This is a genomic window from Vibrio sp. 10N.261.51.A4, assembly GCF_041471945.1.
GTDB classification, from domain to species: Bacteria; Pseudomonadota; Gammaproteobacteria; order Enterobacterales; family Vibrionaceae; genus Vibrio; species Vibrio crassostreae_C.
In genome coordinates this window covers 1-26,650 of the sequence record NZ_JBFRPJ010000036.1, presented here as the reverse complement: position 1 = coordinate 26,650, position 26,650 = coordinate 1, and the positions used below count along the sequence as shown (strand labels likewise).

General features: G+C 45.8%; 23 protein-coding genes. 21 read left to right on the top strand and 2 right to left on the bottom strand.

The window, feature by feature from the left end; all coding sequences use genetic code 11:
- Positions 1-137: 137 nt before the first annotated feature.
- From lepB to acpS, 6 genes are all read left to right on the top strand, one after another.
- The gene (gene lepB, locus AB4384_RS09265) at positions 138-1,034 is read left to right on the top strand and encodes a signal peptidase I (RefSeq protein WP_017068697.1); all 897 of its coding nucleotides are present in this window, start codon (positions 138-140) and stop codon (positions 1,032-1,034) included.
- Positions 1,035-1,060: 26 nt separating this feature from the next.
- Entirely contained in the window at positions 1,061-1,738 is a 678-nt protein-coding gene (gene rnc / locus AB4384_RS09260) for a ribonuclease III (RefSeq protein ID WP_017066012.1), read from the top strand.
- Positions 1,731-2,702 carry a GTPase Era gene (gene era, locus AB4384_RS09255; protein WP_017059042.1) on the top strand — a complete coding sequence of 324 codons (972 nt, stop codon included), beginning with the start codon at positions 1,731-1,733 and terminating at the stop codon, positions 2,700-2,702. The genes rnc and era overlap by 8 nt, the downstream gene beginning before the upstream one ends.
- A 102-nt stretch (positions 2,703-2,804) precedes the next feature.
- Positions 2,805-3,533 carry a DNA repair protein RecO gene (gene recO, locus AB4384_RS09250; RefSeq protein WP_019826299.1) on the top strand — a complete coding sequence of 243 codons (729 nt, stop codon included), beginning with the start codon at positions 2,805-2,807 and terminating at the stop codon, positions 3,531-3,533.
- Positions 3,530-4,267 carry a pyridoxine 5'-phosphate synthase gene (gene pdxJ / locus AB4384_RS09245; protein WP_102319871.1) on the top strand — a complete coding sequence of 246 codons (738 nt, stop codon included), beginning with the start codon at positions 3,530-3,532 and terminating at the stop codon, positions 4,265-4,267. The genes recO and pdxJ overlap by 4 nt, the downstream gene beginning before the upstream one ends.
- Positions 4,268-4,331: 64 nt before the next feature.
- The gene (gene acpS / locus AB4384_RS09240) at positions 4,332-4,712 is read left to right on the top strand and encodes a holo-ACP synthase (protein WP_017059039.1); all 381 of its coding nucleotides are present in this window, start codon (positions 4,332-4,334) and stop codon (positions 4,710-4,712) included.
- 125 nt (positions 4,713-4,837) lie between these two features.
- On the opposite strand, the gene barA is transcribed toward acpS, so the two are convergent.
- On the bottom strand, positions 4,838-7,651 hold the full coding sequence (barA, locus tag AB4384_RS09235) for a two-component sensor histidine kinase BarA (protein WP_102319872.1): 2,814 nt from the start codon (positions 7,649-7,651) through the stop codon (positions 4,838-4,840).
- A gap of 165 nt (positions 7,652-7,816) precedes the next feature.
- Between barA and rlmD the strand changes: the two genes are divergently transcribed.
- The 13 genes from rlmD (at position 7,817) to rpoS (ending at position 22,085) form a co-directional block, all read left to right on the top strand.
- Complete coding sequence (gene rlmD / locus AB4384_RS09230; RefSeq protein WP_136978438.1) at positions 7,817-9,136, top strand: 23S rRNA (uracil(1939)-C(5))-methyltransferase RlmD; 1,320 nt, start codon at positions 7,817-7,819, stop codon at positions 9,134-9,136.
- Positions 9,137-9,270: 134 nt separating this feature from the next.
- Complete coding sequence (gene relA, locus AB4384_RS09225) at positions 9,271-11,493, top strand: GTP diphosphokinase (RefSeq protein ID WP_017059036.1); 2,223 nt, start codon at positions 9,271-9,273, stop codon at positions 11,491-11,493.
- 208 nt (positions 11,494-11,701) lie between these two features.
- Complete coding sequence (mazG, locus tag AB4384_RS09220; RefSeq protein ID WP_137001308.1) at positions 11,702-12,499, top strand: nucleoside triphosphate pyrophosphohydrolase; 798 nt, start codon at positions 11,702-11,704, stop codon at positions 12,497-12,499.
- Positions 12,500-12,649: 150 nt separating this feature from the next.
- Positions 12,650-14,290, top strand: coding sequence for a CTP synthase (locus AB4384_RS09215; RefSeq protein WP_017063214.1), 1,641 nt, complete (start codon positions 12,650-12,652; stop codon positions 14,288-14,290).
- An 81-nt stretch (positions 14,291-14,371) separates the two neighbouring features.
- Complete coding sequence (gene eno, locus AB4384_RS09210) at positions 14,372-15,670, top strand: phosphopyruvate hydratase (RefSeq protein WP_017059033.1); 1,299 nt, start codon at positions 14,372-14,374, stop codon at positions 15,668-15,670.
- 401 nt (positions 15,671-16,071) lie between these two features.
- On the top strand, positions 16,072-16,353 hold the full coding sequence (gene ftsB, locus AB4384_RS09205) for a cell division protein FtsB (RefSeq protein ID WP_010435786.1): 282 nt from the start codon (positions 16,072-16,074) through the stop codon (positions 16,351-16,353).
- The gene (gene ispD, locus AB4384_RS09200; RefSeq protein ID WP_017067355.1) at positions 16,353-17,054 is read left to right on the top strand and encodes a 2-C-methyl-D-erythritol 4-phosphate cytidylyltransferase; all 702 of its coding nucleotides are present in this window, start codon (positions 16,353-16,355) and stop codon (positions 17,052-17,054) included. Before ftsB ends, ispD begins: the two co-directional genes overlap by 1 nt.
- 2 nt (positions 17,055-17,056) lie before the next feature.
- Positions 17,057-17,536 carry a 2-C-methyl-D-erythritol 2,4-cyclodiphosphate synthase gene (gene ispF, locus AB4384_RS09195; RefSeq protein WP_102319874.1) on the top strand — a complete coding sequence of 160 codons (480 nt, stop codon included), beginning with the start codon at positions 17,057-17,059 and terminating at the stop codon, positions 17,534-17,536.
- 22 nt (positions 17,537-17,558) lie between these two features.
- On the top strand, positions 17,559-18,605 hold the full coding sequence (gene truD, locus AB4384_RS09190) for a tRNA pseudouridine(13) synthase TruD (protein ID WP_017059031.1): 1,047 nt from the start codon (positions 17,559-17,561) through the stop codon (positions 18,603-18,605).
- A gap of 81 nt (positions 18,606-18,686) precedes the next feature.
- Positions 18,687-19,430, top strand: a complete 744-nt coding sequence (gene surE, locus AB4384_RS09185; RefSeq protein ID WP_017059030.1) for a 5'/3'-nucleotidase SurE — start codon at positions 18,687-18,689, stop codon at positions 19,428-19,430.
- A complete protein-coding gene (locus AB4384_RS09180; RefSeq protein ID WP_017059029.1) occupies positions 19,431-20,057 on the top strand; it encodes a protein-L-isoaspartate(D-aspartate) O-methyltransferase in 627 nt (208 codons plus the stop codon).
- A 34-nt stretch (positions 20,058-20,091) separates the two neighbouring features.
- On the top strand, positions 20,092-21,006 hold the full coding sequence (gene nlpD, locus AB4384_RS09175) for a murein hydrolase activator NlpD (protein ID WP_102319875.1): 915 nt from the start codon (positions 20,092-20,094) through the stop codon (positions 21,004-21,006).
- 98 nt (positions 21,007-21,104) lie between these two features.
- Positions 21,105-22,085: an RNA polymerase sigma factor RpoS gene (gene rpoS / locus AB4384_RS09170; protein WP_102319876.1), complete on the top strand. Its 981-nt coding sequence runs from the start codon at positions 21,105-21,107 to the stop codon at positions 22,083-22,085.
- 140 nt (positions 22,086-22,225) lie between these two features.
- Here the strand turns inward: rpoS and mutS are convergent, their stop codons facing one another.
- A complete protein-coding gene (gene mutS / locus AB4384_RS09165) occupies positions 22,226-24,787 on the bottom strand; it encodes a DNA mismatch repair protein MutS (protein WP_017059026.1) in 2,562 nt (853 codons plus the stop codon).
- 124 nt (positions 24,788-24,911) lie between these two features.
- Between mutS and pncC the strand changes: the two genes are divergently transcribed.
- Both pncC and recA read left to right on the top strand, forming a co-directional pair.
- On the top strand, positions 24,912-25,406 hold the full coding sequence (gene pncC / locus AB4384_RS09160; protein WP_102319958.1) for a nicotinamide-nucleotide amidase: 495 nt from the start codon (positions 24,912-24,914) through the stop codon (positions 25,404-25,406).
- Between the two features lie 139 nt (positions 25,407-25,545).
- Complete coding sequence (recA, locus tag AB4384_RS09155) at positions 25,546-26,586, top strand: recombinase RecA (protein ID WP_017056586.1); 1,041 nt, start codon at positions 25,546-25,548, stop codon at positions 26,584-26,586.
- Positions 26,587-26,650: the final 64 nt, after the last annotated feature.

The following is a 26,650-nucleotide window of genomic DNA, read 5'->3' as shown; positions in this document are numbered from 1 at the left end:
CTAAACGATTTTTCCTGCGTAATCTCCCCAGCATTTAGTCAGCATGATTGATACAGATTAGAAATATTAAGCAGAGTGAAAGGGTTATACTCTTTCACTTTCGTTATTTTTAAAGAAATGAAATTTAAGGGATATCAATGGCTAATACATTTTCGCTTATCTTAGTGATCGTAACTCTAGTGACCGGCATTGTATGGGCGTTGGAAAAGTTTGTGTGGGCGAAGAAGCGCCAGCAAAAGCTTGCTGACGTTGAAGCACAATCGAATGGCCTAGACGCTGAAACTAGCGCAAAAGTTACGGCTCAACCTTGGTGGGTTGAGAACAGTGTGTCCATTTTCCCGGTAATTGCATTTGTTTTGGTTCTGCGTTCATTTATTTATGAACCGTTTCAAATCCCTTCTGGCTCGATGATGCCAACGCTTTTGGTTGGTGACTTCATCTTGGTAGAGAAGTACGCGTACGGTCTAAAAGACCCAGTATGGCGCACTCAACTGGTAGAAACGGGCAAGCCAGAGCGTGGTGATTCAATCGTATTTAAGTACCCACCTCAGCCTAACATCGACTACATCAAGCGTGTTGTTGGTATGCCAGGTGACACCATTCGCTACAGCAGTCGTAAAGAGATCTGCATTCAGGCGAAGGGTACAAGTAGCTGTGAACCAGTGAAACTAAGTAATGTTGAAGAGAGCCAATTTATTCAAGATGGTGTGCCTCTGATTCAGCTGAACGAACAGCTTGGAGACGTAGAACACCAGATTTTAGTTAACCCATTGCGCCGCGATCGTGTGCAAGCATATCAGCCTCGCAATGGTGTTAACGAATGGGTCGTTCCAGAAGGCCAGTACTTTGTGATGGGTGATAACCGTGACAACAGTGCCGATAGCCGTTACTGGGGCTTTGTCCCTGAAGCAAACCTTGTTGGTAAGGCCGTTGCTATTTGGATCAGCTTCGAATTCGAACGCGGTTCAGACAGTGTACTTCCAACATGGATTCCTACTGGTGTGCGTTTTAATCGCATCGGTGGGATTCATTAATCGATCACATAACACATCGAGAGAGCATGAATTCTCCAATTGATAAACTAGAGAGAAAGATTGGCTATCAGTTTAATGATGCCGATCTTATCCACTTGGCGCTGACTCACCGCAGCGCCGCAGGTAAACATAACGAACGTCTTGAGTTTCTGGGCGATTCAATTTTAAGTTTTGTTATCGCTGATGATCTTTACCACCGTTTTCCTAAGGTAAACGAAGGTGATATGAGCCGCATGCGCGCAACATTAGTACGTGGTCATACATTGGCAGAACTAGGTCGTGAATTCGAACTAGGAGATTACTTAAAATTAGGTCCAGGTGAGTTGAAGAGTGGCGGTTTCCGTCGTGATTCTATTCTAGCGGATGCGGTTGAAGCGGTCATCGGCGCTGTCTATTTAGATAGTGATACCGAGACGGTTCGCGGCATTATTTTAAGCTGGTACCAATCTCGCCTAGATGCTATTCAGCCTGGAGTATCTCAAAAAGATCCGAAAACTCGCCTACAAGAGTTTTTGCAAGGTCGAAGAAATCCTCTACCTGTCTACACAGTGACTAATATTAAAGGTGAAGCACACAACCAAGAGTTTACGGTTGAGTGTGAAGTGGCAGGTGTGGATAAACCTGTTATCGGTAAAGGCACTAGCCGCCGCAAGGCAGAACAAGCGGCTGCTGAAACAGCATTAGAGCAACTAAGCAATGTCTGATAACAACCAAGATTTCGATATCGATGCATTCTTTTCATCTGATAGCAAAAAAACAGGCCTACCGGAAAACCAACACTGTGGCTTCATCGCTATTGTCGGTCGCCCAAATGTAGGTAAGTCGACGCTTCTGAACCATATTCTGGGTCAGAAGATTTCTATTACATCACGTAAACCACAGACGACACGTCACCGTATTATGGGCGTTGAAACTGAGGGTGATTACCAAGCGATCTTTGTTGATACTCCTGGACTTCATATTGAAGAAAAGCGTGCCATCAACCGCTTGATGAACCGTGCGGCGAACAGCTCATTGAGTGATGTAAACCTAGTATTCTTCCTTGTCGATGGTACTCACTGGACTGACGACGATGAGATGGTTCTGAACAAACTGAAGAAGACTGACTTCCCAGTTGTACTTTGCATCAACAAAGTAGATAACGTTCAAGACCGTACTAACGTGATGCAGCACATGATGGAAGTCTCTAAGAAGATGGACTTCATTGATGTAGTGCCAATCTCAGCGAAGCAAGGTAAAAATATTGATGTACTGCGTAAGCACGTACGTGAACATTTACCTAAAGCGACACACCACTTCCCTGAAGAATACGTGACTGATCGCTCGCAACGTTTTATGGCCTCTGAAATTATCCGTGAAAAGCTGATGCGCTTTACGGGTGACGAGCTACCTTACTCGGTAACGGTTGAAATCGAACGTTTCGATTACAACCCAGATAACGATGGCTTCCACATCAATGCACTGATTCTTGTTGAGCGTACAGGCCAGAAGAAAATGGTGATTGGTAAAGCGGGCGAGAAGATCAAAACGATTGGTCGTGAAGCGCGTATCGATATGGAAGAGCTATTCGGCCGTAAGGTTTACCTAGAGACTTGGGTCAAGGTTAAATCTGGCTGGGCTGATGATGAGCGTGCACTTCGCTCGTTAGGCTACATCGACGATCTATAATATATTGAACGTCACTTTCTGAGATTAAGAAAGTTGAACTGAAGATAAATCCAAGAGAGAGTGCGAACTCTCTCTTTTTGTATCTGTAATAAGGGTAAGTGATTGAGCGAAGGGTTACAGCGATGCTTTGTGTTGCACCGTCGACCATACAGTGAGTCGAGCCTGATCTTGGACGTCTTCAGCGAAGAGTTCGGTCGGGTGACGTTGATGTCTAAAGGCGCTCGCAGCAAGCGTTCCAATTTGAAAGGTGCATTACAACCTTTTACGCCGCTATTGCTTAAGTGGTCTGGTAATGGTTCGATGAAAACCTTACGCCAAGCTGAACCTATCAGCTTGGGGCTCCCTCTCGCCGGTATTAATCTGTATTCAGGCATGTACGTGAACGAGCTTATCGGTCGGGTATTGATGGCGGAAGTACCGATGCCTGCACTTTTTCACGACTATCTTCATGCTTTAACAGAGCTGGCGCATAATGATAATCCTGAGCCAGCACTGCGTCGCTTTGAGCTGGCTCTATTATCTGCTATGGGTTACGGCGTCGACTTTTTACACTGCGCGGGCACTGGCGAAGCGATTGATCCGAGCATGACTTATCGCTATCGAGAGCAGAAAGGTTTCATCGCTTCAGTACGTCGAGATAACCTGACTTTTATGGGCGATGAACTTATTGCAATCAGCGAACGTAGGTTTATCACTAAAGAGCAGTTAAAAGCGGCAAAACGCTTTACACGCATAGCCTTAAAGCCGTATCTTGGCGGCAAACCATTAAAAAGTAGAGAGCTATTTATGCCAACAATAGCCCTCTCCAGAGCACGGAGTATTGGAAAATGAGCTCAATCCTTTTAGGCGTTAATATCGACCATATTGCAACACTACGTAATGCACGTGGTACTAAATACCCAGATCCAGTACACGCAGCTGAAATCGCTGAACGTGCTGGTGCAGATGGCATTACTATTCACCTGCGTGAAGACCGTCGTCACATCGTTGATCGCGATGTGCGTATTCTGGCTGAAACACTTCAAACTCGCATGAACTTGGAGATGGCCGTAACGGACGAGATGGTTCAAATTGCACTCGATACTAATCCTGAGTTTGTTTGTCTGGTTCCTGAAAAACGTGAAGAGCTAACCACTGAAGGTGGCTTGGACGTAGTTGGTCAACTAGAGAAGATCAAAGCGGCGACACAAAAACTGTCTGCAGCAGGTATCAAGGTATCTCTGTTTATCGATGCTGACCGTGAGCAAATCGATGCTGCAAAAGCGTGTGGCGCACCGTTCATTGAACTGCACACGGGTCACTATGCTGATGCTAAGACAGAAGAAGATCAACAAGACGAGCTTAAGAAGATCGCAGCAGGCGCAAGCTATGCAGATGACTTAGGTATCACAGTCAATGCGGGTCATGGTCTGACTTACCACAACGTAGCACCGATTGCGGCTCTTCCTGAGATCTACGAGCTGAACATCGGTCACTCGATCATGGGACGCGCAGTGTTTGATGGTTTGAACAAAGCCGTTGCAGACATGAAAGCTGTGATGGAAACAGCACGCAACAACGCTTAATTTTCTAAACCGTAAGCGACGAATTAGTAGAATTAATAGATAGAAGTTTAGTAGTAGGGTAAGCATGGCTGTTGTTGGATTAGGTACAGATATCGCAGAAATTGAACGTGTTGAAAAGGCATTGTCACGAAGTGGTGACGCTTTTGCTCAGCGTATTTTGACTGATTCTGAATTTGAAGTATTCCAGCAACTCAAGCAAAAAGGGCGTTACCTTGCAAAACGTTTTGCTGCCAAAGAAGCGGCATCTAAGGCGTTAGGTACGGGTATCGCGCTGGGTGTGACCTTCCACGACTTTGAGATTTCAAACGATGAGCATGGCAAGCCAGTTCTGAGCTTGCATAAAAAAGCGCGTGAAATCGCAGAGGCGAATGGCACAACATCGATTCATCTGACTATCTCGGATGAGCGTCACTACGCTGTGGCAACGGTGTTACTCGAATCGTAAACAGATTATCGCGACTTTATATCTAGTGCTCTTGGCTCTAGACAGAAAAAAGCAGAGCTCATGAGCTCTGCTTTTTTATTGGCGGGTAAACCCTCTAAAGAATACTAGTGAGTAACAAGTACCCGCTAGGCCTTCGCCGGTTTCAAGTAGTGAATTGCGGTTGCTTGAACCTTATCTAATTCATCCTGAAGCTCGAAAAGCTCAGGTTCAATGTCTTCAACAGAAGTACCTGAACGCAGCTCTTTCTCTATTGTCGCACATACCGATTTTAGCCTTGGTACGCCGCTGTACGAGCTGCTGCCATGCATCTTGTGAATGATGTGTATCAGCTCTTCAACTGGATAGTCACTGTCTTCTATCGCTTTGTCTGCTGCCTCATACACCTCTGGAATAAAGTCGACGAGCATTTGCAGCATATCGCGTGCGAGGTCTTCTTTATTGGCGGCTTGTTTCATCGCAGCTTGCCAATCAATGATGATGTTTGTGTGCACGCTGGCTTCAGTTTCTGACACCGGACCATTGTCGACTTCAGCAGAGACCGCTGGGTGGTCTGGATCTATTTTTTCGATGTGCTCAACCTCAGAGGTCGGGCTCCAATGAATCAGAACCTGCTGTAAAACATGCTCTTCAATAGGTTTGGTTAGGTAGTCATCCATGCCCGCTTCAAGCAGTCGATCTCGTTCGCCAATCATTGCATGTGCGGTCACGGCAATTACAGGTGTATTCGCATTGTTCGCCAGTTTTTTGATGTTCTGACAAGCGGTTACACCGTCCATCTGTGGCATTTGAATATCCATGAAGATGATATCAAATGGCGTCTCTGTCGCTTTGTCTATCGCCTGCTGACCACTGGTACAACTGATGACGGTTTCTACACGCTCTTTAAGCAGCGCGGTAATCAACTTAAGGTTGGCTGGGTTGTCGTCTACTGCCATCACAGTAAGCGGTAACTTCTCTTCAGAATGCGTTTCAATCGCTGGTGCAATCAAGGTAGGTGCCTGATTCGATACCAGAGTTTGCAGCAACTTCTTACGAGAAAGAGGCTTGGTGATGCACTGAACATCGACCTCTTTCATTAGTTGCTCACCCAACGCTAGCTCGGTACTTGGTGTACCAATAATCACGTTTTGAGCAATCTTCTTCGCACCGATCGCCCAACCACTCACAGTATCAAATTGATACTCTTGGTTGGCGGCTAGGTTAAGCAGAACGTAGTCATACGAGGTCGTCTCATCTGGCATCACCGAACGATACGTTACCACTAAGCCTTCTTGGGTTAGGATTTGCTGAGTAATCGATGCCGCTTGCATGTTTGGCTCGATAAGCAGCAGTTGTTTGTCTTGCAGACACTGCGTCTCAATCAGCTCTGTCATCGGCATATCAGTCGTTGATAGTCTCAAGGTGAACCAGAAGGTAGAGCCTTGGTGAAGACGACTGGTTAGGCTGATCTCTCCGCCCATTTGGCTGACCAGTTTTTGGGTGATAACCAGACCTAAGCCTGTACCGCCGTAACGACGAGAGATACTTGCATCGGCTTGGCTGAAAGCTTGGAAAAGCTGAGCTTGTTGACGCTCAGAAATACCAATACCCGTATCGCGAACCATGAATTGCAGCTCGATGTTGTCTTCACTTTGTGAGCGAAGCTCAACGCTGATATCAATGTTGCCGCGTTCGGTAAACTTGATTGAGTTACCAACAAGGTTGGTTAGGATCTGCTGAATACGCAGTGGATCGCCCACCACACCTGGCGGTACTTTAGGGTCGATCTTCAGTGTCAGTTCTAGGCCTTTCTCATGAGCGTTGGTTGCTTGAAGGTTTACTACCTCTTCAAGGCTGGCTTGGAATTCAAATGGGATGTTCTCTAGGGCTAATTTACCGGCTTCAAGTTTCGAGAAGTCCAAGATATCGTTGATGATGCTAAGCAGGTTGTTTGCCGAGCGTTCAATGGTTTGCAGGTAATCGGTTTGACTGTTCGATAGGTGAGTCTTGAGCATTTGACGAGTAAAGCCAATCACACCGTTCAGCGGCGTTCTCAATTCGTGAGACATATTCGCTAAGAACTCAGACTTAACACGAGCCGCTTCTTGAGCGCGTTTCTTCGCGATGTCTAACTCAACGTTTTGAATCTCTAGTTGTTCAAGAGTTTCACGCAAATCTGATGTGGCCTGGTCGATACTGTGCTGCATCTCGACGTGATACTCTGATAGCGATACCGCCATCGCATTGATACCGTTTTTCAGCGAGTCTAGCTCACCATGCATCTTACCTTCGATACGCACATCTAGGTGACCTCGACGAATTCGGTCGACCATGTTTTTCATGTGTGTGATCGGTTGAGTGACATCGTGCATTAAGCGGAACGCAAACACGCCCGATAAACCAAGCCCGAGAATCAACACTAAGAATGCAGAGAACACTTCTTGATATTGCTGCAATCGAAGTGATGAAAGATCTAATTCAATCGCAATGTAGCCGATCGCTTGATTAGCTTGAGACTGACCGTTGGCTGAATTGATGTACTGGCCTTCGGCGATGATAGGTGTCCGCAGAATCAGCGTATTATCGAGAAGGTTCGATGAGCTTAAATGCGGGATCGGTTTATCTTTGGGGTAGGTCAGGCTTTCAAAATCGGGGTGGAAGTTTGAGGTTACAAACAACTCATGACGCTCATCAAACACCGCGATACTGCGCACTAGCTTAGAATTCTTTCGATGCGCATAGCTAATAAGCTGACGAACAGACTCTCGACTTTCGAGCTTCATGCCTGATTCACTCGTAATCGCAAGTGGCTCAATGATGCTAGTACCAGTGTTAACCACTTGACCTTCAAGGTCTTGATAGCGGTTAAATGAGAAAAATGCACTCAATAGCAACCCAATAATCAGGGTTGGAGCTAGAGTTAAGGTAATTACACGGGCTCTTAAGCCATATCTGGTCATGTTCTTTAATTACATCGAGGTCTGGATATGGGAAAATAACGCACACAATGGCGGTTAAGTGAACGGTAAGCTTAATCAAAGCCGTGACGTTCGACAATGATTCCAAGACATAATAGTGAGTCCTGGATACCAATTACTTATTAAAAGATACATTAGGCACAAGCAATGGCACGTTTTTTCCAACCAAAAAAGAAAACTCAACTCGAGACCAAGCATCAATCGGTTTTGGTTGAACGAATGGATCACAATGGCGCTGGCATCGCTTATCAAAAGAATAAACCGGTTTTCATTGATGGCGCATTGCCCGGTGAGCAGGTGGTTATTCAACTTACTGAGAGCAAAAGTAAGTTTTCGCGAGCTAAACTCATCAAGTTATTGAAGCCGAGCGAGCAGCGTTTAAAGCCGTTTTGTAAGCACTTTAATCAGTGTGGTGGCTGTCACCTTCAACACCTAGGTTACTCTTCTCAGGTTGAGCATAAATCGCAATCTCTGACGCACCTGATGAGCCAATACCAAACGGCGAACACTGAAGTTGCACAACCTATTGTCGGTGATGAAACCGGTTATCGACGTCGCGCACGTATCAGCCTATTTGTTGATAAGAAGACACAACAGCTTCAATTCGGTTTCCGTAAGAAGCAGAGTAAGCAGATTGAAAACATCACCGACTGTGCCGTGCTTGATCCTCGCCTTAATGTGTTGCTGCCAAAACTGAAAAATTTACTGAACACTTTCAACAGCCTTACGTCTTTAGGACACGTTGAATTGGTGTTGGGCGATACTGGCCCTGTTATGGTTCTACGTCACCTTAAGCCTTTAGTTGAAAAAGATGAGCAAGCGCTGATTGCGTTAGCAAAAGAAGAAGGCGCTACGCTGTACTCGATGCCTGAAACCGATAAGTTGGCCCGTCTGGTTGGTGATGCGCCTAGCTACAGCGAAACTGGCGTGACGTTACCGTTTGAGCCAAACCACTTTATCCAAGTAAACCAGAAAGTGAATCAGCAGATGGTGGCTCAAGCGATTGAGTGGCTAGAACCTCAAGCGGATGAGCGAGTGCTAGACCTGTTTTGTGGTCTCGGTAACTTTAGTCTGCCTATCGCGCAACAATCGGCGTTTGTGGTTGGTGTAGAAGGCGTTGATGAAATGGTTCAGCAAGCCGCATCTAATGCAGCGTTAAACCAGTTAAGCAATACGGAATTTTACCAAGCTAACCTTGAAGAAGACTTATCTTCACAGCCTTGGGCAAAAGAGAAATTCGATAAAGTATTGCTTGACCCGGCACGTGCGGGAGCGAGTGGGATCGTTGATCAAATTTCAGCGTTAGGAGCGAAGCGTGTGGTTTATGTTTCGTGTAATCCTGCTACTCTAGCTAGAGATTCTGAGAGCTTAGAAAAACAAGGCTATCAATTAGCCAAACTGGGTATGTTGGACATGTTCCCACACACCAGTCATCTAGAATCGATGGCTCTCTTTATCAAGGCTTAGAGGCCCTTAAACAAGGCTTCAAATGAATCACAAAGGCGCAGGGAAGCCTGCGCTGATATCAATATGGTCGAACTAACTTGGAACCAGTTAGTCATATTGAATTGGGTATAAAACATAATAACTAGGAAGGCATGATGGTTGCGGTACGAAGCGCACATTTAAACCCAAGCGAACAGTTTGAGCTAGAAAGTTGGATTGCGTCATTGAATCAAGACGCAAAAACCTCGAATAAACTGATTAAAGTTTATCGTCACTGTGAAGAACTTTTAAAAGATCACGAGCAAGCATCGCTCTTGCTTTGGCGTGGCCGTGAGATGATCGAAATCTTGGTCACCTTGTCCATGGACCGTGCCACTTTAATTGCTGCACAACTTTTCCCCGTCGTCTCAAGCGGCGTTTTTGAGCGCGAAGCGTTTGAAGAAAGCTACGGTAAAGAAACCGTAAAGTTGATCGATGGCGTTGAAGAAATGGCGGCCTTAGGCCAGTTAAACGTGACCCTTGAAGGCAGTGCTGCCTCGGGTCAAGTTGATAACGTTCGACGCATGCTACTGGCTATGGTCGATGATTTCCGCTGCGTAGTCATCAAACTCGCTGAACGAATCTGTAACCTTATCGAGGTAAAAAAAGCGCCTGATGCTGTGCGTCGCGCGGCCGCAAAAGAGTGTTCTAACATCTATGCCCCACTGGCAAACCGTTTAGGTATCGGCCAACTTAAGTGGGAAATCGAAGATTACGCATTCCGCTACCAACAACCAGATACCTACAAGCAGATTGCAAAACAGCTGTCTGAGCGTCGTATCGTTCGTGAACAATACATCACAGATTTCGTTGATGATTTAACCGCAGAAATGCAGCGTTCAAACATCAATGCTGAAGTGAGTGGCCGACCAAAACACATCTACAGTATCTGGCGCAAAATGCAGAAGAAAGGCTTAGCCTTCGATGAGCTTTTTGACGTACGAGCAGTACGTATTATCGCTGACCAGCTGCAAGACTGTTACGCCGGCCTTGGGGTGGTACACACTAAATACAAGCACCTCCCGAGCGAATTTGATGACTATGTGGCGAACCCTAAGCCAAATGGTTACCAGTCGATTCATACCGTAGTACTTGGCCCTGAAGGCAAGACCATTGAGATTCAGATCCGTACTAAGCAAATGCACGAAGACTCTGAGCTTGGTGTGGCGGCGCACTGGAAGTACAAAGAAGGAGCTTCAAGCGGCCGTAGTGGCTACGATGAGAAAATCACTTGGTTGCGTAAACTTATCGACTGGCAAGAAGAGATGTCGGACTCTGGCGAGATGCTGGATGAGGTACGTAGCCAAGTCTTCGATGACCGTGTATACGCATTTACTCCACGTGGTGACGTGGTCGACTTACCAATGGGCGCAACCCCGTTGGATTTCGCCTACCACATCCACTCGATGGTCGGACACCGCTGTATCGGTGCCAAAGTAGCGGGGCGTATCGTACCGTTCACTCATAAACTATCGATGGGCGATCAAGTTGAGATCATCACGCAGAAAGAGCCGAACCCATCTCGTGACTGGTTAAATCCAACCACAGGTTTTGTTCATTCTGGTCGAGCTCGAGCGAAAATCAACGCTTGGTTCCGCGCACAAAGCCGTGAGAAAAACCTAGAAGCGGGTCGTGATATCCTGGAAGTTGAGCTAGCGAAAGTAGGCGCAACCCTAAAAGATGCTGATCAATACGCACTAAAACGCTTTAACGTGAATACGCCAGACGAACTCTATGCAGGTATTGGTAGTGGCGACTTGCGTATTAACCAAGTGGTTAATCACATCAATGCGCTAGTGAATAAGCCAACGGCGGAAGAAGAAGACAAGAAAGCGCTAGAGAAACTGCTTGAGTCGGAAAACAAGCCGGCACAACAGAGTCGTCCGAAGAAAGATGCGGTAGTGGTTGAGGGCGTTGATAACCTAATGACGCACCTAGCGCGTTGCTGTCAGCCAATCCCAGGTGATGTGATTAAAGGTTACATCACTCAAGGTCGTGGTATCTCAGTGCACCGCGCTGACTGTGAACAGCTAGGCGAGCTAAGCGTGCATGCGCCAGAACGTATCATTGATACCGTTTGGGGTAATGGCTTTGTCGGTTCATACATCCTAACGCTGCGTGTTGAAGCGCTAGAACGTAATGGCTTGTTGAAAGACATCACCTCACTGTTCTCGAATGAAAAGATCAGCGTGACCACAATGAAGAGCCGCATCGACTACAAGCGTCAGCTATCGGTAATGGATTTCGATTTGGAAGTGACCAATATTGAGATTCTGAGCCGAGTGACAAGTCGAGTCGAGCAGATCAAAGATGTAATGAGCGTTAAGAGACTTGGATGATCCTTTTGTGTCATTTATGTCATTCCCTACAGTGAGGGACGAACGTGATAGGGAATCTCGCCAAGCGGTTTGAGATCCCCAACTCGCTCATACTTCACTCTTGGAGATGACGAAAAATAGAAAGGTGAGTGGTTTTGGCTGCTCACCTTTTTTAGTTTTAAGAAAAGAATTAGATTAAAACAATCAAACAGAATAATAGGAAAGCACCATGAGCCACCCGATTGAACAACTAGAACAAATTATGACTAAGCTGCGCGATCCAGAAGGTGGCTGTCCTTGGGATTTAAAACAAAATTTTGAAACAATTGTCCCGCATACTATCGAAGAGACGTACGAAGTGGTGGATGCGATTCACAACAAAGATTGGCCGAACCTACAAGAAGAGTTGGGTGACTTGTTGTTTCAGGTGATCTTCTATAGCCAGTTAGCGAAAGAACAGGGGTTGTTTGAGTTCTCTGATGTGGTTGATGGCATTAACGAAAAGCTAACACGCCGCCATCCGCATGTGTTTTCTGATACCGAGTTTGCGAGCGATGAAGAAATTAATGCCAACTGGGAAGCTGAAAAAGCCAAAGAAAAAGCTCAGGCAGGCAAAACTCAAGAAAGTATTCTAGACTCAATACCAAACTCTCTACCTGCGCTTTCACGTGCTACAAAGATTCAAAAACAGGTAGCGAAATATGGCTTTGATTGGGACTCTATTGGCCCAGTCGCCAATAAGGTTTTAGAGGAAGTCGATGAGGTGCTGGAAGAGGCACTTCAAGTGACGCCAAATGAAGATTTGGTTGAAGAAGAGTTGGGAGACTTGCTGTTTGCGACGGTCAATTTGGTACGACATTTAGGTAAAAACCCAGAATCGGCACTCAATAAAGCCAATCTCAAGTTTTCGCGTCGCTTTAAAGGGGTGGAACAAAAAGTTCGTCAGCAAGATAAAAATTTGACTGACTTTTCACTACAACAGCTTGATTCCATGTGGGATGAAGTCAAAGTGGCGGAGAAAAGATAACCAAAGCTTTTATCATGAATTGATTTGAAGCAAAAAATAAAAAATAGCAGTGTGATAGATTTCACGTTGTGGCGATAAGGGGCTTCTGGTATATTTTCATCCCGTCCAGAAGTAGTCCATTTCCCTCATTCAACCAATTTCAGGTTAAACATGACGACAAATTACATTTTTGTTACTGGCGGGGTTGTATCCTCTCTAGGTAAAGGTATTGCTGCAGCATCTCTTGCAGCTATTTTAGAAGCTCGTGGTCTTAAAGTGACCATGATGAAGCTTGACCCTTACATCAACGTTGATCCAGGCACTATGAGCCCGACTCAGCACGGTGAAGTGTTCGTTACGGAAGATGGCGCTGAAACAGACCTTGACCTTGGTCACTATGAGCGATTCATTCGCACCAAGATGACTAAGCGTAACAACTTCACTGCAGGTCGTGTTTACTCAGACGTACTAGCAAAAGAGCGTCGCGGTGATTACCTAGGTGCAACTATTCAGGTTATCCCACACATCACTAACTCTATCAAAGAGCGTGTAATTTCTGGCGCAGCTGGCCACGATATCGCGATCGTTGAAGTTGGTGGTACGGTTGGTGATATCGAATCTCTACCATTCATGGAAGCGATTCGTCAGCTAGCAGTAGAACTAGGCCGTGAACGCGCAATGTTCATGCACCTTACTCTAGTGCCATACCTAGCAGCTGCGGGCGAAGTGAAAACTAAGCCAACGCAACACTCTGTAAAAGAGCTACTGTCTATTGGTATTCAGCCAGACATCCTAGTTTGTCGTTCAGACCGCAACATTCCTTCGAACGAGCGTAAGAAAATTGCTCTGTTCTGTAATGTGCAAGAAAATGCAGTTATTTCTATGCGCGATGTTGACTCTATCTACAAGATCCCTCAGCTTATTAAAGCTCAAGGTACTGATGAACTTGTATGTAAGCGTTTCGGCATCACAGCTCCAGAAGCAGACCTGTCTGAATGGGAACAAGTAATTTACGAAGAAGCTAACCCAACGGGTGAAGTGACGATTGGTATGGTTGGTAAGTACATTGAACTACCAGACGCATACAAATCAGTAAATGAAGCGCTAAAACACGCGGGCTTGAAAAATCGCCTAAGCGTTAATATTAAATACGTAGATTCACAAGACGTTGAGTCTCGTGGCGTAGAAGTTTTAGAAGGCCTAGATGCAATCCTAGTTCCTGGTGGCTTTGGTGACCGTGGTGTTGAAGGTAAGATTCTTGCTGCTCAATACGCTCGTGAAAACAAAGTACCGTACTTAGGTATCTGTCTAGGTATGCAAGTAGCACTTATCGAGTACGCTCGTAACGTTGCGAAAATGGAAGGGGCACACTCTTCTGAATTCTGTACTGAAACTAAGTACCCAGTTGTTGGTCTTATCACTGAGTGGACTGATGGCGAAGGTAAAGTTGAAGAGCGTACAGAAACATCTGACCTTGGCGGCACAATGCGTCTTGGTTCACAGCTTTGTCACCTAGCGAAAGGGACGAAAGCTTACGAATTATACGGTAGCGCGACGATCCATGAACGTCACCGTCACCGTTACGAAGTGAACAACAATCTTCGTCCACAAATCGAAAAAGCGGGCCTAAAAGTATCGGGTCTATCTGCGGACAAGAAACTGGTTGAAGTTATTGAGAACCCGAACCACCCATGGTTCGTTGCTGCTCAATTCCACCCAGAGTTCACTTCAACACCTCGCGATGGTCACCCATTGTTTGCAGGTTTCGTTAAAGCGGCTGGTGAGTTCCAGCGCGGCGAGTTAGAGAAGTAAAAAGGAATACAGGTAGCTGCGTAAGTTGTGCTGCTACCTTTAAATTTGACATTTATATATTCAACGAGAAGGAAACATTCAATGTCTAAGATCGTTAAAGTTCTAGGTCGTGAAATCATCGATTCACGTGGTAACCCAACTGTAGAAGCTGAAGTACACCTAGAAGGCGGTTTCGTAGGTATGGCTGCTGCTCCATCTGGCGCATCTACTGGTTCTCGCGAAGCTCTTGAGCTACGTGACGGCGACAAATCACGTTTCCTAGGTAAAGGTGTTCTTAAAGCTATTGAAGCTGTAAACGGCCCAATCGCTGAAGCTCTAGTTGGTACTGACGCTAAAGCACAAGCTGACGTTGACCAAATCATGCTTGACCTAGACGGTACTGATAACAAGTCTAAGTTCGGCGCGAACGCTATCCTAGCTGTATCTCTAGCTAACGCAAAAGCTGCTGCTGCTGCGAAAGGCATGCCTCTATACGAGCACATCGCTGAGCTAAACGGTACTGCTGGTCAGTTCTCTATGCCTCTACCAATGATGAACATCATCAACGGTGGTGAGCACGCAGATAACAACGTTGACATCCAAGAGTTCATGATCCAACCAGTTGGCGCTAAAACTCTTAAAGAAGGTCTACGTATCGGCGCTGAAGTATTCCACAACCTAGCTAAAGTTCTTAAGTCTAAAGGCTACAGCACTGCAGTTGGTGATGAAGGTGGTTTCGCTCCTAACCTTAAGTCTAACGCTGAAGCTCTAGAAGTTATCGCAGAAGCTGTTGCAGCTGCTGGTTACGAACTAGGTAAAGACGTTACTCTTGCTATGGACTGTGCAGCATCTGAGTTCTTCGACAAAGAAGCTGGCATCTACAACATGAAGGGCGAAGGTAAAACTTTCACTTCTGAAGAGTTCAACCACTACCTAGCTGAGCTAGCGAACAACTTCCCAATCGTTTCTATCGAAGACGGTCTTGACGAGTCAGATTGGGATGGCTTCAAGCACCAAACTGAACTTCTAGGCGACAAGCTTCAAATCGTTGGTGACGATCTGTTCGTTACAAACACTAAGATTCTTGCTGAAGGTATCGAGAAAGGCGTAGCTAACTCTATCCTTATCAAGTTCAACCAAATCGGTTCTCTAACAGAGACTCTAGCTGCTATCAAGATGGCTAAAGACGCTGGCTACACTGCAGTAATCTCTCACCGTTCTGGCGAAACTGAAGATGCAACTATCGCTGATCTAGCGGTAGGTACAGCTGCAGGTCAAATCAAAACTGGTTCTATGAGCCGTTCTGACCGTGTTGCTAAGTACAACCAACTTATCCGTATCGAAGAAGCTCTAGGTTCTAAAGCTCCTTACAACGGTCTTAAAGAAGTTAAAGGTCAATAATTCGTCCTATTTGGCACTGTAGCTGCGTTAACTGCAGAAGATTCACTAAGTCACATAGGAAACTATGCTCCATAGCTGAATCTTCTTTGTTGCCTTGCTACAGCACCAACTAGTTAGAATTATGCACTAATACTTTTGAATGCCTCGCTTATGCGGGGCATTTTTTTGTCTGTAGAAAACTGAATGAAAGAAGCTCTAGGCTCTAAAGCTCCTCCTTGTCACATATAAAGTTCGTCATTCCCTAGACTGACGAAGGAAGGAGTAGGGAATCTCATTGTTTTCCTGACAATGACTCCCCGACTTATTGATTCCCTGACACCACATATCTCGCACCAATAAGCTCATTATGGTATATATGTGCCTTATTCTAGTTCCTTCTTTTTCAACCGGCGAAAGGTGTTATGCGAATTTTTGCTTTAGTACTGCTCATAGTGTTTGGCTGGCTACAACACACACTGTGGCTCGGTAAAAATGGTATCTCTGATTACTACGGTGTGAACAACGAAATCCAAGTTCAACAGCAAGTAAATGAAAAGCTGCATATTCGAAATGCAGAAATGTTTGCTGAAATTGACGATCTACGCCAAGGCTTAGACGCGATAGAAGAACGCGCACGTCATGAACTTGGAATGGTCAAAGAAGGTGAAACGTTTTATCGCATCATTGGTGAGGAATCCCATTAATGTCGACTCAACTTCAAAGCGTGATTGCCGTTGTACCTGCGGCGGGCGTCGGTAGCCGAATGAAGGCAGACCGCCCTAAGCAATATCTCAAGATTCACGGCAAAACAATTTTAGAGCACACCATTGAGAAATTACTGTCTCACCCACAAGTCGCTCAAATTGTCGTTGCGATCAGCGATGATGACCCATACTACCCTGATCTAGCACTCAACCTGAACCCGCAAGTGATCAGAGTGTCAGGCGGAAGCGAGCGAGCGGACTCTGTACTCTCTGCGCTAAACTATATCGCTGAGCAGCAGCTTAGTGATTGGGTAATGGTTCACGATGCGGCAAGGCCGTGTGTTCAGCTAAGTGATATCGACAAGCTAATTTCCGGCGCGATGAGCCATGATGTGGGCGCTATTTTAGCGGCTCCAGTTCGTGACACGATGAAGCGCGGTGCCCAAGGGCAGATCGAGCATACCGTTGAGCGTGCCGATTTATGGCATGCACTTACGCCGCAAATGTTCAGAGCAAAGCCTCTGTGGAAGGCATTAAGTGAGGCGTTGCAACAAGGCGCTTCAATTACTGATGAAGCCTCAGCCTTTGAATGGAAAGGTTTATCGCCCGCTTTAGTGGCGGGGCGTTCAGATAATTTTAAGATTACTCAGCCTGAAGATTTAGCGCTTGCTGAGTTCTATTTAAGTCAGAATAAGGAATAATGATGATTCGTATTGGCCATGGCTTTGATGTACATAAGTTTGGTGGTGAAGGCCCGGTAATTATTGGTGGTGTAAGCATCCCTTACGAGCAAGGTCTTATTGCACACTCAGACGGTGATGTTGCCGTTCATGCGTTGTGTGACGCTCTATTGGGTGCGATTGCTGCGGGTGATATTGGTCGTCATTTCCCTGATACCGATGACGAATGGAAAGGTGCGGATAGCCGTGAGCTACTGAAAGATGTTTACCGTCGAGTAAAAGAACAAGGTTACGTGATTGGTAATGCCGATATTACTATCATGGCGCAAGCTCCAAAGATGGCGCCTCATATAGACTCTATGTGCCAAGCTATTGCTCAAGACCTAGAAACCAGCATTAGCAATGTGAATGTAAAAGCGACGACCACTGAGCGTTTAGGTTTTACAGGTCGCAAAGAGGGCATCGCATGTGAAGCGGTGGTCCTAATTACTAAAAGTGCGTAAGCACCAACACGAAAAGAACAGCATGTCAGATATTTTATCTTCATTGGCTTATCTAAACGGTAAACCAACTGCGAAAGCAAAACTAAAAGCAAAAGCCGAACACTTTGTCGTTAATGAAGACTTGGGTTTTGAGTTTGCTGGTGAAGGCGAGCACCTAATGGTTCGTATTCGTAAAACTGGTGAAAACACGAGCTTCGTAGCAAACGAGCTGGCTAAAGCTTGCGGTGTTAAGTCGAAAGACGTGAGCTGGGCGGGTTTGAAAGACCGCCACGCTGTGACAGAGCAGTGGTTGAGCGTTCACCTACCGAAAGGTGAGCCTGACTTTTCAGGGTTCTTAGCACAATACCCAAGCATTGAAATCTTAGCGACAGCGCGACACAACAAAAAGTTACGTCCAGGCGATTTAGTTGGCAACCAATTTGAGTTGACCTTGTCTGAAGTAACGGATTGCGATGATGTGGTCAAGCGTTTGGAAAAAGTCGCTCAAGTGGGCGTGCCAAACTACTTTGGTGCTCAGCGTTTTGGCAATGAAGGTAACAACCTATCTGAAGCTCGTCGTTGGGGCCGCGATAACGTTCGTACTCGTAACCAGAATAAGCGCAGCTTGTACCTTTCTGCTGCTCGTTCGTGGATTTACAACCTGATCCTTTCAGACCGTATTGAGCAAGATGCGTTTGCATCAGCATTGGTTGGCGATATCGTGGTGAAAGACGGTGCTCAACTGGCAGTAACAGCAGACAACATTGAAGCTGTAAACCAAGACATTGCGAATGGTTCTGCTTTGATAACTGTTGCTTTGGCTGGCGATAATGCCTTACCAACGATTGATGAGTCTCAAGCTCTAGAACAGAAACACCTTGATGCTGAACCGGATCTAATGGCTCTGATTCGTGGTAACCGTATGCGTCATGATCGCCGTGAAGCGTCACTGAAACCAACAGACTTAACTTGGGAAGTGAACGAAGATAATGTCACGCTTAAGTTCTCTCTTGATGCGGGTTGTTTCGCAACAGCGATCGTTCGCGAATTGGTTGAAGAAGTACACGTAGAGAGAACCTACGAGCAATAATGATTCTGCTTGGAGCTGAGTCACTTGATATTGGAATTTAAGTGACTTGGCTTAGCATGGGAACAAAAGAAAGGATACAAGATGAAGATTTTACTCAGCAATGATGATGGTGTGCACGCTCAAGGTATTCATGAGCTGGCAAATGAGCTACGTGATCTTGCTGACGTTATCATTGTTGCCCCTGACCGTAATCGCTCGGGTGCGTCAAATTCATTAACTTTAGAACAGCCTCTGCGTGTTCAAGAGATTACTGAAAATACCTATTCGGTACAAGGAACACCGACCGACTGTGTGCATTTTGCGTTAAACGAACTGCTAAAGAATGACATGCCTGATCTGGTATTAACGGGCATTAATCACGGTGCTAACCTGGGTGATGACGTGCTTTATTCCGGCACGGTGGCTGCAGCAATGGAAGGGCATTTTCTAGGCGTTCAATCGGTAGCGTTTTCTCTGGTGGGAAAAAAACATTTTAAGACAGCGGCAGCGATTGCTCGTCGTATTGTCGAACAACATTTAGCAAACCCAATCCCGACCAACCGCTTGTTGAACGTAAACGTTCCTGATTTAGCCTTAGAACAATTGTCTGGTACTCAGGTGACGCGCTTAGGTGCTCGTCATCACGCTGAAGATATGATCAAGCAAAAAGACCCGCGTGGTCACGATATCTATTGGCTTGGCCCTCCGGGTAAAGAGCAAGATGCCGGTGAAGGTACCGATTTTTACGCGATTGAGCATGGCTTTGTGTCGGTAACACCGTTGCAGGTTGATCTGACGGCGCATGAGTCGTTGGGTGCGATGGCAACATGGTTAGGGGAGAAGTAAGTGAGTAATCCGCAAGCTGAGCGTTTAATTACTTTCCTGATTGAAAATGGTATTCAGGATCAAAAGGTTCTTGATGCGATTTACCAACTGCCGAGAGAGAGCTTTTTATCACAGGCGATGTATCACCAAGCCTATGATAATAATGCGCTGCCTATCGGTCAGGGTCAGACAATCTCACAGCCATACATTGTTGCTAAAATGACAGAGCTACTTGAATTACAACAAGATAGCCGTGTCTTGGAGATCGGAACGGGTTCTGGTTACCAAACTGCGGTATTGGCTCAACTTGTTGATCATGTGTATTCGGTTGAAAGAATAAAGTCGCTACAATGGGATGCCAAGCGTAGGTTGAAGCAACTCGATTTCTACAATATCTCAACTAAGCACGGTGATGGTTGGCAAGGTTGGTCTTCAAAAGCCCCTTTTGATGCGATTATTGTCACCGCCGCTGCAGAGTCGATTCCTCAAGCGCTTCTGCAACAGCTGAAAGATGGCGGTCGTTTACTGATTCCAGTCGGTGATGACGAACAGCAACTATTGAAGATCGTTCGACACGGCGATGAGTTTTTATCGAGTGTTATCGAGATGGTGAGATTTGTACCTCTTGTTCCTGGTGAGCTAGCTTAATAAAAGACTAATGGTGTAGGTGGATAGAGAGTCGATGCGTTCGAAGTTGTTAAAAGGAAGTACTTTACTGCTTAGCTGTGCCCTTGTTGGGTGTGCAGCGAATTCGCCTGCGCCCGTTTCAAACCTAAACAAGAATTACTCATCGATTGATCGTGGTAGTTATCGTGGCAGTTACTATGAAGTTAAAAAAGGCGATACGCTTTATTTCATCGCTTATGTGACCAATAAAGACGTCAATGACCTCGTCAGCTACAACAAATTGTCTGCGCCTTATACTATCCACCCCGGGCAGAAGCTTAAGTTGTGGCGTCCTAGCTACAATGCGCCAGCGTATGGTAAATCAACGGTAGCGGCAGCAGCAGTTGCTGCGCCTGTCGCGGCATCGACAACGTCATCTGCGGCAAGTAAACCTAAAACCACATCGCAACCGAGCAAAAACTCTAAACCGGCTCCAGCTCAAACTACCACCAAAGTGGTGAAAAAAGATCCACCAAAGAAGGTTGAACAATCCAAATCAAAGGAGTATGTTGGTTCTAAAGGTAAACAGAATGTTACACCGCCCACCAAACCAACAAGTGATAAAGTATCCAAATGGTTATGGCCAACTAAAGGGAGAGTAATCAAGAGTTTCTCTGTAGGCGAACAAGGAAATAAAGGCATAGACATAGCAGGACAGCGAGGTCAGCCAATAGTATCTACTGCAGGGGGAACGGTTGTTTATTCGGGTAATGCACTACGAGGCTACGGCAATCTAGTGATTGTGAAGCACAATGATAATTACTTAAGTGCATACGCGCATAACGACCGACTATTAGTATCTGAAGGGCAAAGTGTGAAACCAGGGCAGAAGATTGCAACAATGGGAAGCTCTGGAGCCAGCAGTGTTAGGTTGCACTTTGAGATTCGTTACCAAGGTAAATCCGTTAATCCAAAACGATATTTACCTTAAATACAATATGCAAAAATTACGTATTGTATGGAGTGACATAGTCATTTAGCGACATATGAAGTTGTAATGTCATGCTAATTTCGCCAGGGGGAGGCGTTATGAGTATAAGCAATGCAGTAACCAAAGAAGAGTTCGATCTTGACCAAGCAACCACGGAACCGGAAGCTCTTGGAAAAGCAAAACGAACAGTCACTAAGAAAACCGAAGCGAAAGAAGAAGTTGAAGTTACGTCTAAAAGTTTAGATGCCACTCAACTCTACTTAGGCGAAATTGGTTTCTCACCACTACTAACCGCTGAAGAAGAAGTGCTATATGCACGTCGAGCTCTACGCGGTGATGAAGCAGCACGTAAACGCATGATCGAAAGTAACCTGCGTTTAGTGGTAAAAATTTCACGTCGTTATAGCAACCGCGGCCTTGCACTTCTCGATCTAATCGAAGAAGGCAACCTAGGTTTGATTCGCGCCGTAGAGAAGTTTGATCCAGAGCGTGGCTTCCGCTTCTCAACTTACGCGACATGGTGGATTCGTCAAACCATTGAACGTGCGTTAATGAATCAGACTCGGACTATCCGTTTGCCAATCCATGTTGTGAAAGAGCTGAACATCTACCTACGTACTGCAAGAGAGCTATCACAAAAGCTTGACCATGAACCAACGGCAGAAGAAATTGCTTCTAAGCTAGATAAGCCGGTTGGTGATGTGAGCAAGATGCTTCGTCTAAACGAAAGAGTGAGCTCTGTTGATACGCCAATTGGTGGTGACGGTGAGAAAGCGCTGTTGGATATTATTCCAGACATCAATAATTCAGATCCTGAGGTTTCAACCCAAGATAGCGATATCAAGAACTCGTTGATTTTCTGGCTTGATGAGCTGAATCCTAAGCAGAAAGAGGTGCTTGCGCGTCGCTTTGGACTACTGGGTTATGAACCGTCAACATTAGAAGAAGTGGGCCGCGAAATCAGCCTGACTCGTGAACGTGTTCGTCAAATCCAAGTTGAAGGTCTTCGCCGTCTACGTGAGATTCTTATCAAGCAAGGTCTGAATATGGAAAACCTGTTCAACGTAGAAAGCGACTAATTGAACGGATGATGCTTCTCTAAATAGAAGACAAATAAAAACGCTGACTTTAAGTCAGCGTTTTTTTGTTTGTGGCTTTGGTATTTCATGCCGTCTAATCAAAATAGCAGTACGGCCATAACAAGCTACTTGGTAAGAAACTAAAGCAGCTTCTTCAAGCGGTAAAGTTCTTCTAATGCTTGGCGAGGAGTTAGATCATCAGGATCAACATTCGCTAGCGCTTGCTCTACTTCACTCGGTTCTGGGATCAGGCTCAGTTGGTTTGCGATATCGACACCGCTTGGCTTCGATGTTGGCGACTCCATACTTAACGCTTCTAACTGAGTCAGCTTCGCACGAGCATTCTTGATCACTGCTTTCGGTACGCCAGCTAAACCTGCAACCGCTAGACCATAAGATTTACTTGCAGCACCTTCTTGAACTGCGTGCATAAAGGCAATGCTATCACCATGCTCAACCGCATCTAAGTGTACGTTTGCTAAAGTTGGAAGTTGGTTAGGTAGTTCAGTTAGCTCAAAGTAGTGCGTTGCAAACAGTGTCATCGCATTGATTTGATTGGCTAGCCACTCTGCACTTGCCCAAGCCAGAGACAGGCCATCGTAAGTACTGGTACCACGACCGATTTCATCCATTAGCACAAGGCTGTTTGGTGTTGCATTGTGCAGGATATTTGCGGTTTCTGTCATCTCAACCATGAAGGTTGAACGGCCAGAAGCCAAATCATCGGATGCGCCAATACGCGTAAAGATACGGTCGATAGAGCCGATGGTTGCGCTTTCTGCAGGAACATAACAACCGATATGAGCCATCAATGCGATGAGTGCCGTTTGGCGCATGTAGGTCGATTTACCACCCATGTTGGGACCCGTGATGATCAGCATCTTACGTTGATCATTCAGGTCGATAGGGTTAGCAATGAAAGGTTCGTCCATCACTTGTTCAACAACAGGGTGACGACCGGCCTGAATTTGTACGCCAGCAGACTCTGTCATGGTTGGACGACAGTAATCAAGGGTATCTGCACGCTCAGCCAAGTTCTGTAGAACATCAAGCTGAGATACTGAAGAGGCGATATTTTGTAGGCGCTCTAGATACGGCAGTAGTAAGTCAAACAACTCTTCCCACAGCTGTTTCTCGATAGCGAGTGCTTTCGACTTAGAGTTAAGTACTTTGTCTTCGTGCTCTTTTAGCTCAGGAATGATGTAACGCTCAGCATTTTTCAGCGTTTGACGACGAACATAGTGTGGCGGCACAAGATGGCTTTGCCCACGGCTTACTTGAATGAAGAAACCATGTACGTTGTTGTAGCCAACTTTTAGCGTGTCGATGCCATGACGTTCACGCTCTTCTTGCTCAAGCTTATCAAGAAATTCAGTTGCGCCTGCTGCAAGGTCGCGCCATTCGTCTAACTCGGCATTGTAGCCTTCTGCAATCACACCACCGTCACGGATAACCACCGGTGGGTTCTCTTTGATTGCACGTTCAAGCAGCTCAGAAACCTCATCCACAGGAGAAGCATATTGAGCAAGTTGAGTTAGGTATGGGTGCTTCAGTTGCGTCAGTGTTTCAGCAAGCTCTGGCAAATATTCCATTGCTTGGCGAAGACGCGCCATATCGCGAGGGCGAGCAGAGCGAAGTGCTAATCGAGCGAGAATACGTTCGATATCACCAATCTGTTTTAAGGTTGGCTGTAGTTCTGTGAATAGAGCCAAATCTTTCATTTCACCAATTGCATCTAAGCGCTGATCGAGTGCAGATATATTGCGCATTGGTTGATGTAACCAACGCTTAAGCATACGGCTACCCATTGCTGTCGCAGTGTGATCAAGTACTTCGGCAAGGGTGTTATCAGTACCACCCCCAAGATTTTGCGTGATCTCCAAATTACGACGAGTTGCAGCATCAAGGATCACCGAGTGATCTTGTTTATCCATCGTGAGTGAACGGATATGAGGGAGGGCAGTACGTTGGGTATCTTTCACGTATTGGATCAAACAACCAGCCGCACATAGACCCAGTTTCGCGCTTTCTACGCCAAAGCCAACCAGATCGCGAGTACCAAACTGCTTATTCAATTGCTGCTTAGCGGTGTCTAATTCAAATTCCCATACAGGGCGGCGGCGGTTGCCATTACGGCTTGCCATTAAATCGACGGGTTCGAAATCTTCAGGGAACAGCAGCTCACGCGGAGAGGTTCTTTGTAGCTCAGCGGCCATCGCTTCTTCTGTTTCTGGCTCGCAAAGTTGGAATCGGCCAGAGGTAATATCAAGTGTCGCATAACCGAATTTACCGTTGTGGTGATAAATGGCTGCAATTAGGTTATCAACGCGTTCAGAAAGCAAGGCTTCGTCGGTTACGGTACCCGGTGTCACGATACGCACTACTGCGCGCTCAACAGGGCCTTTTGAAAGTGCTGGATTACCAATCTGTTCACAAATTGCTACGGACTCACCAAGTTGCACTAACTTTGCAAGGTATCCTTCAACCGCATGGTATGGAACACCTGCCATCGGAATCGGTTCACCATTTGATGAGCCACGCTTAGTCAGTGAAATATCGAGGAGTTGAGAGGCTTTTTTAGCGTCATCGTAGAAAAGCTCGTAGAAATCGCCCATGCGGTAGAACAGCAGAATTTCTGGGTTTTCTGCTTTCAGTTTTAGATACTGCTGCATCATGGGAGTATGTTTTTGATCGGCTTTCACAGTTAACTTCTTTCGTTTATTTCTATTGCGGCTTAGGATACGTGAAAGCGTTTCGTGCGAAAAGCGGCTGATGCGAAAAGATGCGAATCCAAATGATATGACAGTAAATAAAGGGAAGCAGATGATGCAGATGACTCAAGACCTTAGTGAGCAGCTTGGACATTTACTCGCTAAACACAAACACGTGTTAGTGACGGCTGAATCTTGCACTGGCGGAGGTGTCGCGAGTGCAGTCACCGATATTGCGGGCAGCTCTGGATGGTTTGATCGCGCTTTTGTTACGTACAGCAATGAAGCCAAACAAGAGATGATCGGTGTACAGTTTAAAACCTTAATGGAGTTCGGCGCCGTGAGTGAGCCTGTCGTAATAGAAATGGCGAGCGGGGCATTGCAACATTCAAACGGGACGATCTCTGTATCAATCAGTGGCATCGCTGGCCCAGGTGGCGCGACCGAAGATAAGCCTGTTGGTACAGTATGCTTCGCGTGGAAAGCGCTAAATGGCTGGGATAAAGTAGAAACGCATGTATTTACAGGCGACAGATCACAAGTACGCCAACAAGCCACGCACCATGCCCTGCAAGTTATTTATGATTACCTATCAATGGAAGGTAAGTAACATTTGTACAAATTATTTTCATACAGGTATAGACACTGTATGAATCAACAGTATAATGAAAGCCAATTAGTCACCCCTATGTGGGTTAGAAATAGATTCTAGATCGCTTGTTGAGACAACCGATTATGTGGAGATAGAAATGGACGAGAATAAACAAAAAGCGTTAGCCGCAGCCCTTGGTCAGATTGAAAAGCAATTTGGTAAAGGTTCTATCATGCGTCTTGGTGATAACCGCACAATGGACGTAGAAACTATTTCTACAGGTTCTCTATCTCTAGATATCGCACTAGGTGCTGGTGGCCTACCGATGGGACGTATCGTAGAAGTTTACGGTCCAGAATCATCAGGTAAAACAACGCTAACGCTTGAGCTTATTGCTGCAGCACAGAAAGTGGGAAAGACGTGTGCATTCGTTGATGCGGAGCACGCACTAGACCCTATCTACGCTCAAAAGCTTGGTGTTGATATCGATGCACTTCTTGTTTCTCAACCAGATACTGGTGAGCAAGCGCTGGAAATCTGTGATGCACTGGCTCGTTCAGGTGCAATCGACGTTCTTGTTATTGACTCAGTAGCAGCCCTAACACCAAAGGCAGAAATCGAAGGCGAAATGGGCGACAGCCACATGGGTCTTCAGGCTCGTATGCTTTCTCAAGCAATGCGTAAGCTGACGGGTAACCTTAAGCAGTCTAACTGTATGGCTATCTTCATTAACCAAATTCGTATGAAAATTGGTGTGATGTTCGGTAACCCAGAAACAACAACAGGTGGTAACGCACTTAAGTTCTACGCATCTGTTCGTCTTGATATTCGCCGTACTGGTGCGATTAAAGATGGTGATGAAGTTGTTGGTAACGAAACTCGTATCAAGGTCGTTAAGAACAAGATTGCTGCACCATTCAAACAAGCTGAGACTCAAATCCTTTACGGTAAAGGCTTCAACCGCGAAGGTGAGCTTATCGACTTAGGTGTTAAGAATAAGCTAGTAGAAAAAGCAGGCGCTTGGTACAGCTACAAAGGCGATAAGATCGGCCAAGGTAAAGCTAACGCTGGTAAATACCTACGTGAAAACCCAGAAGTTGCTCTAGAGATCGATACTAAACTTCGTGAGTTACTACTGACTCCAGCTGTTCTTGAAGAGAAAGACGTAGAGAAAGAAGAAGAAAACGAAGAGCTATAAGCTCACGTTTTATAGAGTGGATGTTTGAAAGAAGCATCCGCTTTGTGTCTCGTCCTAAAATACG

Excerpts from the sequence above, each read along its gene's own strand:
- era (WP_017059042.1), top strand. The coding sequence starts at position 1,731 with ATGTCTGATAACAACCAAGATTTCGATATCGATGCATTCTTTTCATCT.
- eno (WP_017059033.1), top strand. The coding sequence starts at position 14,372 with ATGTCTAAGATCGTTAAAGTTCTAGGTCGTGAAATCATCGATTCACGT.
- barA (WP_102319872.1), bottom strand. The coding sequence starts at position 7,651 with ATGACCAGATATGGCTTAAGAGCCCGTGTAATTACCTTAACTCTAGCT.
- truD (WP_017059031.1), top strand. The coding sequence starts at position 17,559 with ATGTCAGATATTTTATCTTCATTGGCTTATCTAAACGGTAAACCAACT.
- AB4384_RS09215 (WP_017063214.1), top strand. The coding sequence starts at position 12,650 with ATGACGACAAATTACATTTTTGTTACTGGCGGGGTTGTATCCTCTCTA.
- mazG (WP_137001308.1), top strand. The coding sequence starts at position 11,702 with ATGAGCCACCCGATTGAACAACTAGAACAAATTATGACTAAGCTGCGC.
- surE (WP_017059030.1), top strand. The coding sequence starts at position 18,687 with ATGAAGATTTTACTCAGCAATGATGATGGTGTGCACGCTCAAGGTATT.
- pdxJ (WP_102319871.1), top strand. The coding sequence starts at position 3,530 with ATGAGCTCAATCCTTTTAGGCGTTAATATCGACCATATTGCAACACTA.
- lepB (WP_017068697.1), top strand. The coding sequence starts at position 138 with ATGGCTAATACATTTTCGCTTATCTTAGTGATCGTAACTCTAGTGACC.
- rlmD (WP_136978438.1), top strand. The coding sequence starts at position 7,817 with ATGGCACGTTTTTTCCAACCAAAAAAGAAAACTCAACTCGAGACCAAG.
- rpoS (WP_102319876.1), top strand. The coding sequence starts at position 21,105 with ATGAGTATAAGCAATGCAGTAACCAAAGAAGAGTTCGATCTTGACCAA.
- nlpD (WP_102319875.1), top strand. The coding sequence starts at position 20,092 with ATGCGTTCGAAGTTGTTAAAAGGAAGTACTTTACTGCTTAGCTGTGCC.
- pncC (WP_102319958.1), top strand. The coding sequence starts at position 24,912 with ATGCAGATGACTCAAGACCTTAGTGAGCAGCTTGGACATTTACTCGCT.
- ispF (WP_102319874.1), top strand. The coding sequence starts at position 17,057 with ATGATTCGTATTGGCCATGGCTTTGATGTACATAAGTTTGGTGGTGAA.
- relA (WP_017059036.1), top strand. The coding sequence starts at position 9,271 with ATGGTTGCGGTACGAAGCGCACATTTAAACCCAAGCGAACAGTTTGAG.
- ftsB (WP_010435786.1), top strand. The coding sequence starts at position 16,072 with ATGCGAATTTTTGCTTTAGTACTGCTCATAGTGTTTGGCTGGCTACAA.
- acpS (WP_017059039.1), top strand. The coding sequence starts at position 4,332 with ATGGCTGTTGTTGGATTAGGTACAGATATCGCAGAAATTGAACGTGTT.
- recA (WP_017056586.1), top strand. The coding sequence starts at position 25,546 with ATGGACGAGAATAAACAAAAAGCGTTAGCCGCAGCCCTTGGTCAGATT.
- rnc (WP_017066012.1), top strand. The coding sequence starts at position 1,061 with ATGAATTCTCCAATTGATAAACTAGAGAGAAAGATTGGCTATCAGTTT.
- ispD (WP_017067355.1), top strand. The coding sequence starts at position 16,353 with ATGTCGACTCAACTTCAAAGCGTGATTGCCGTTGTACCTGCGGCGGGC.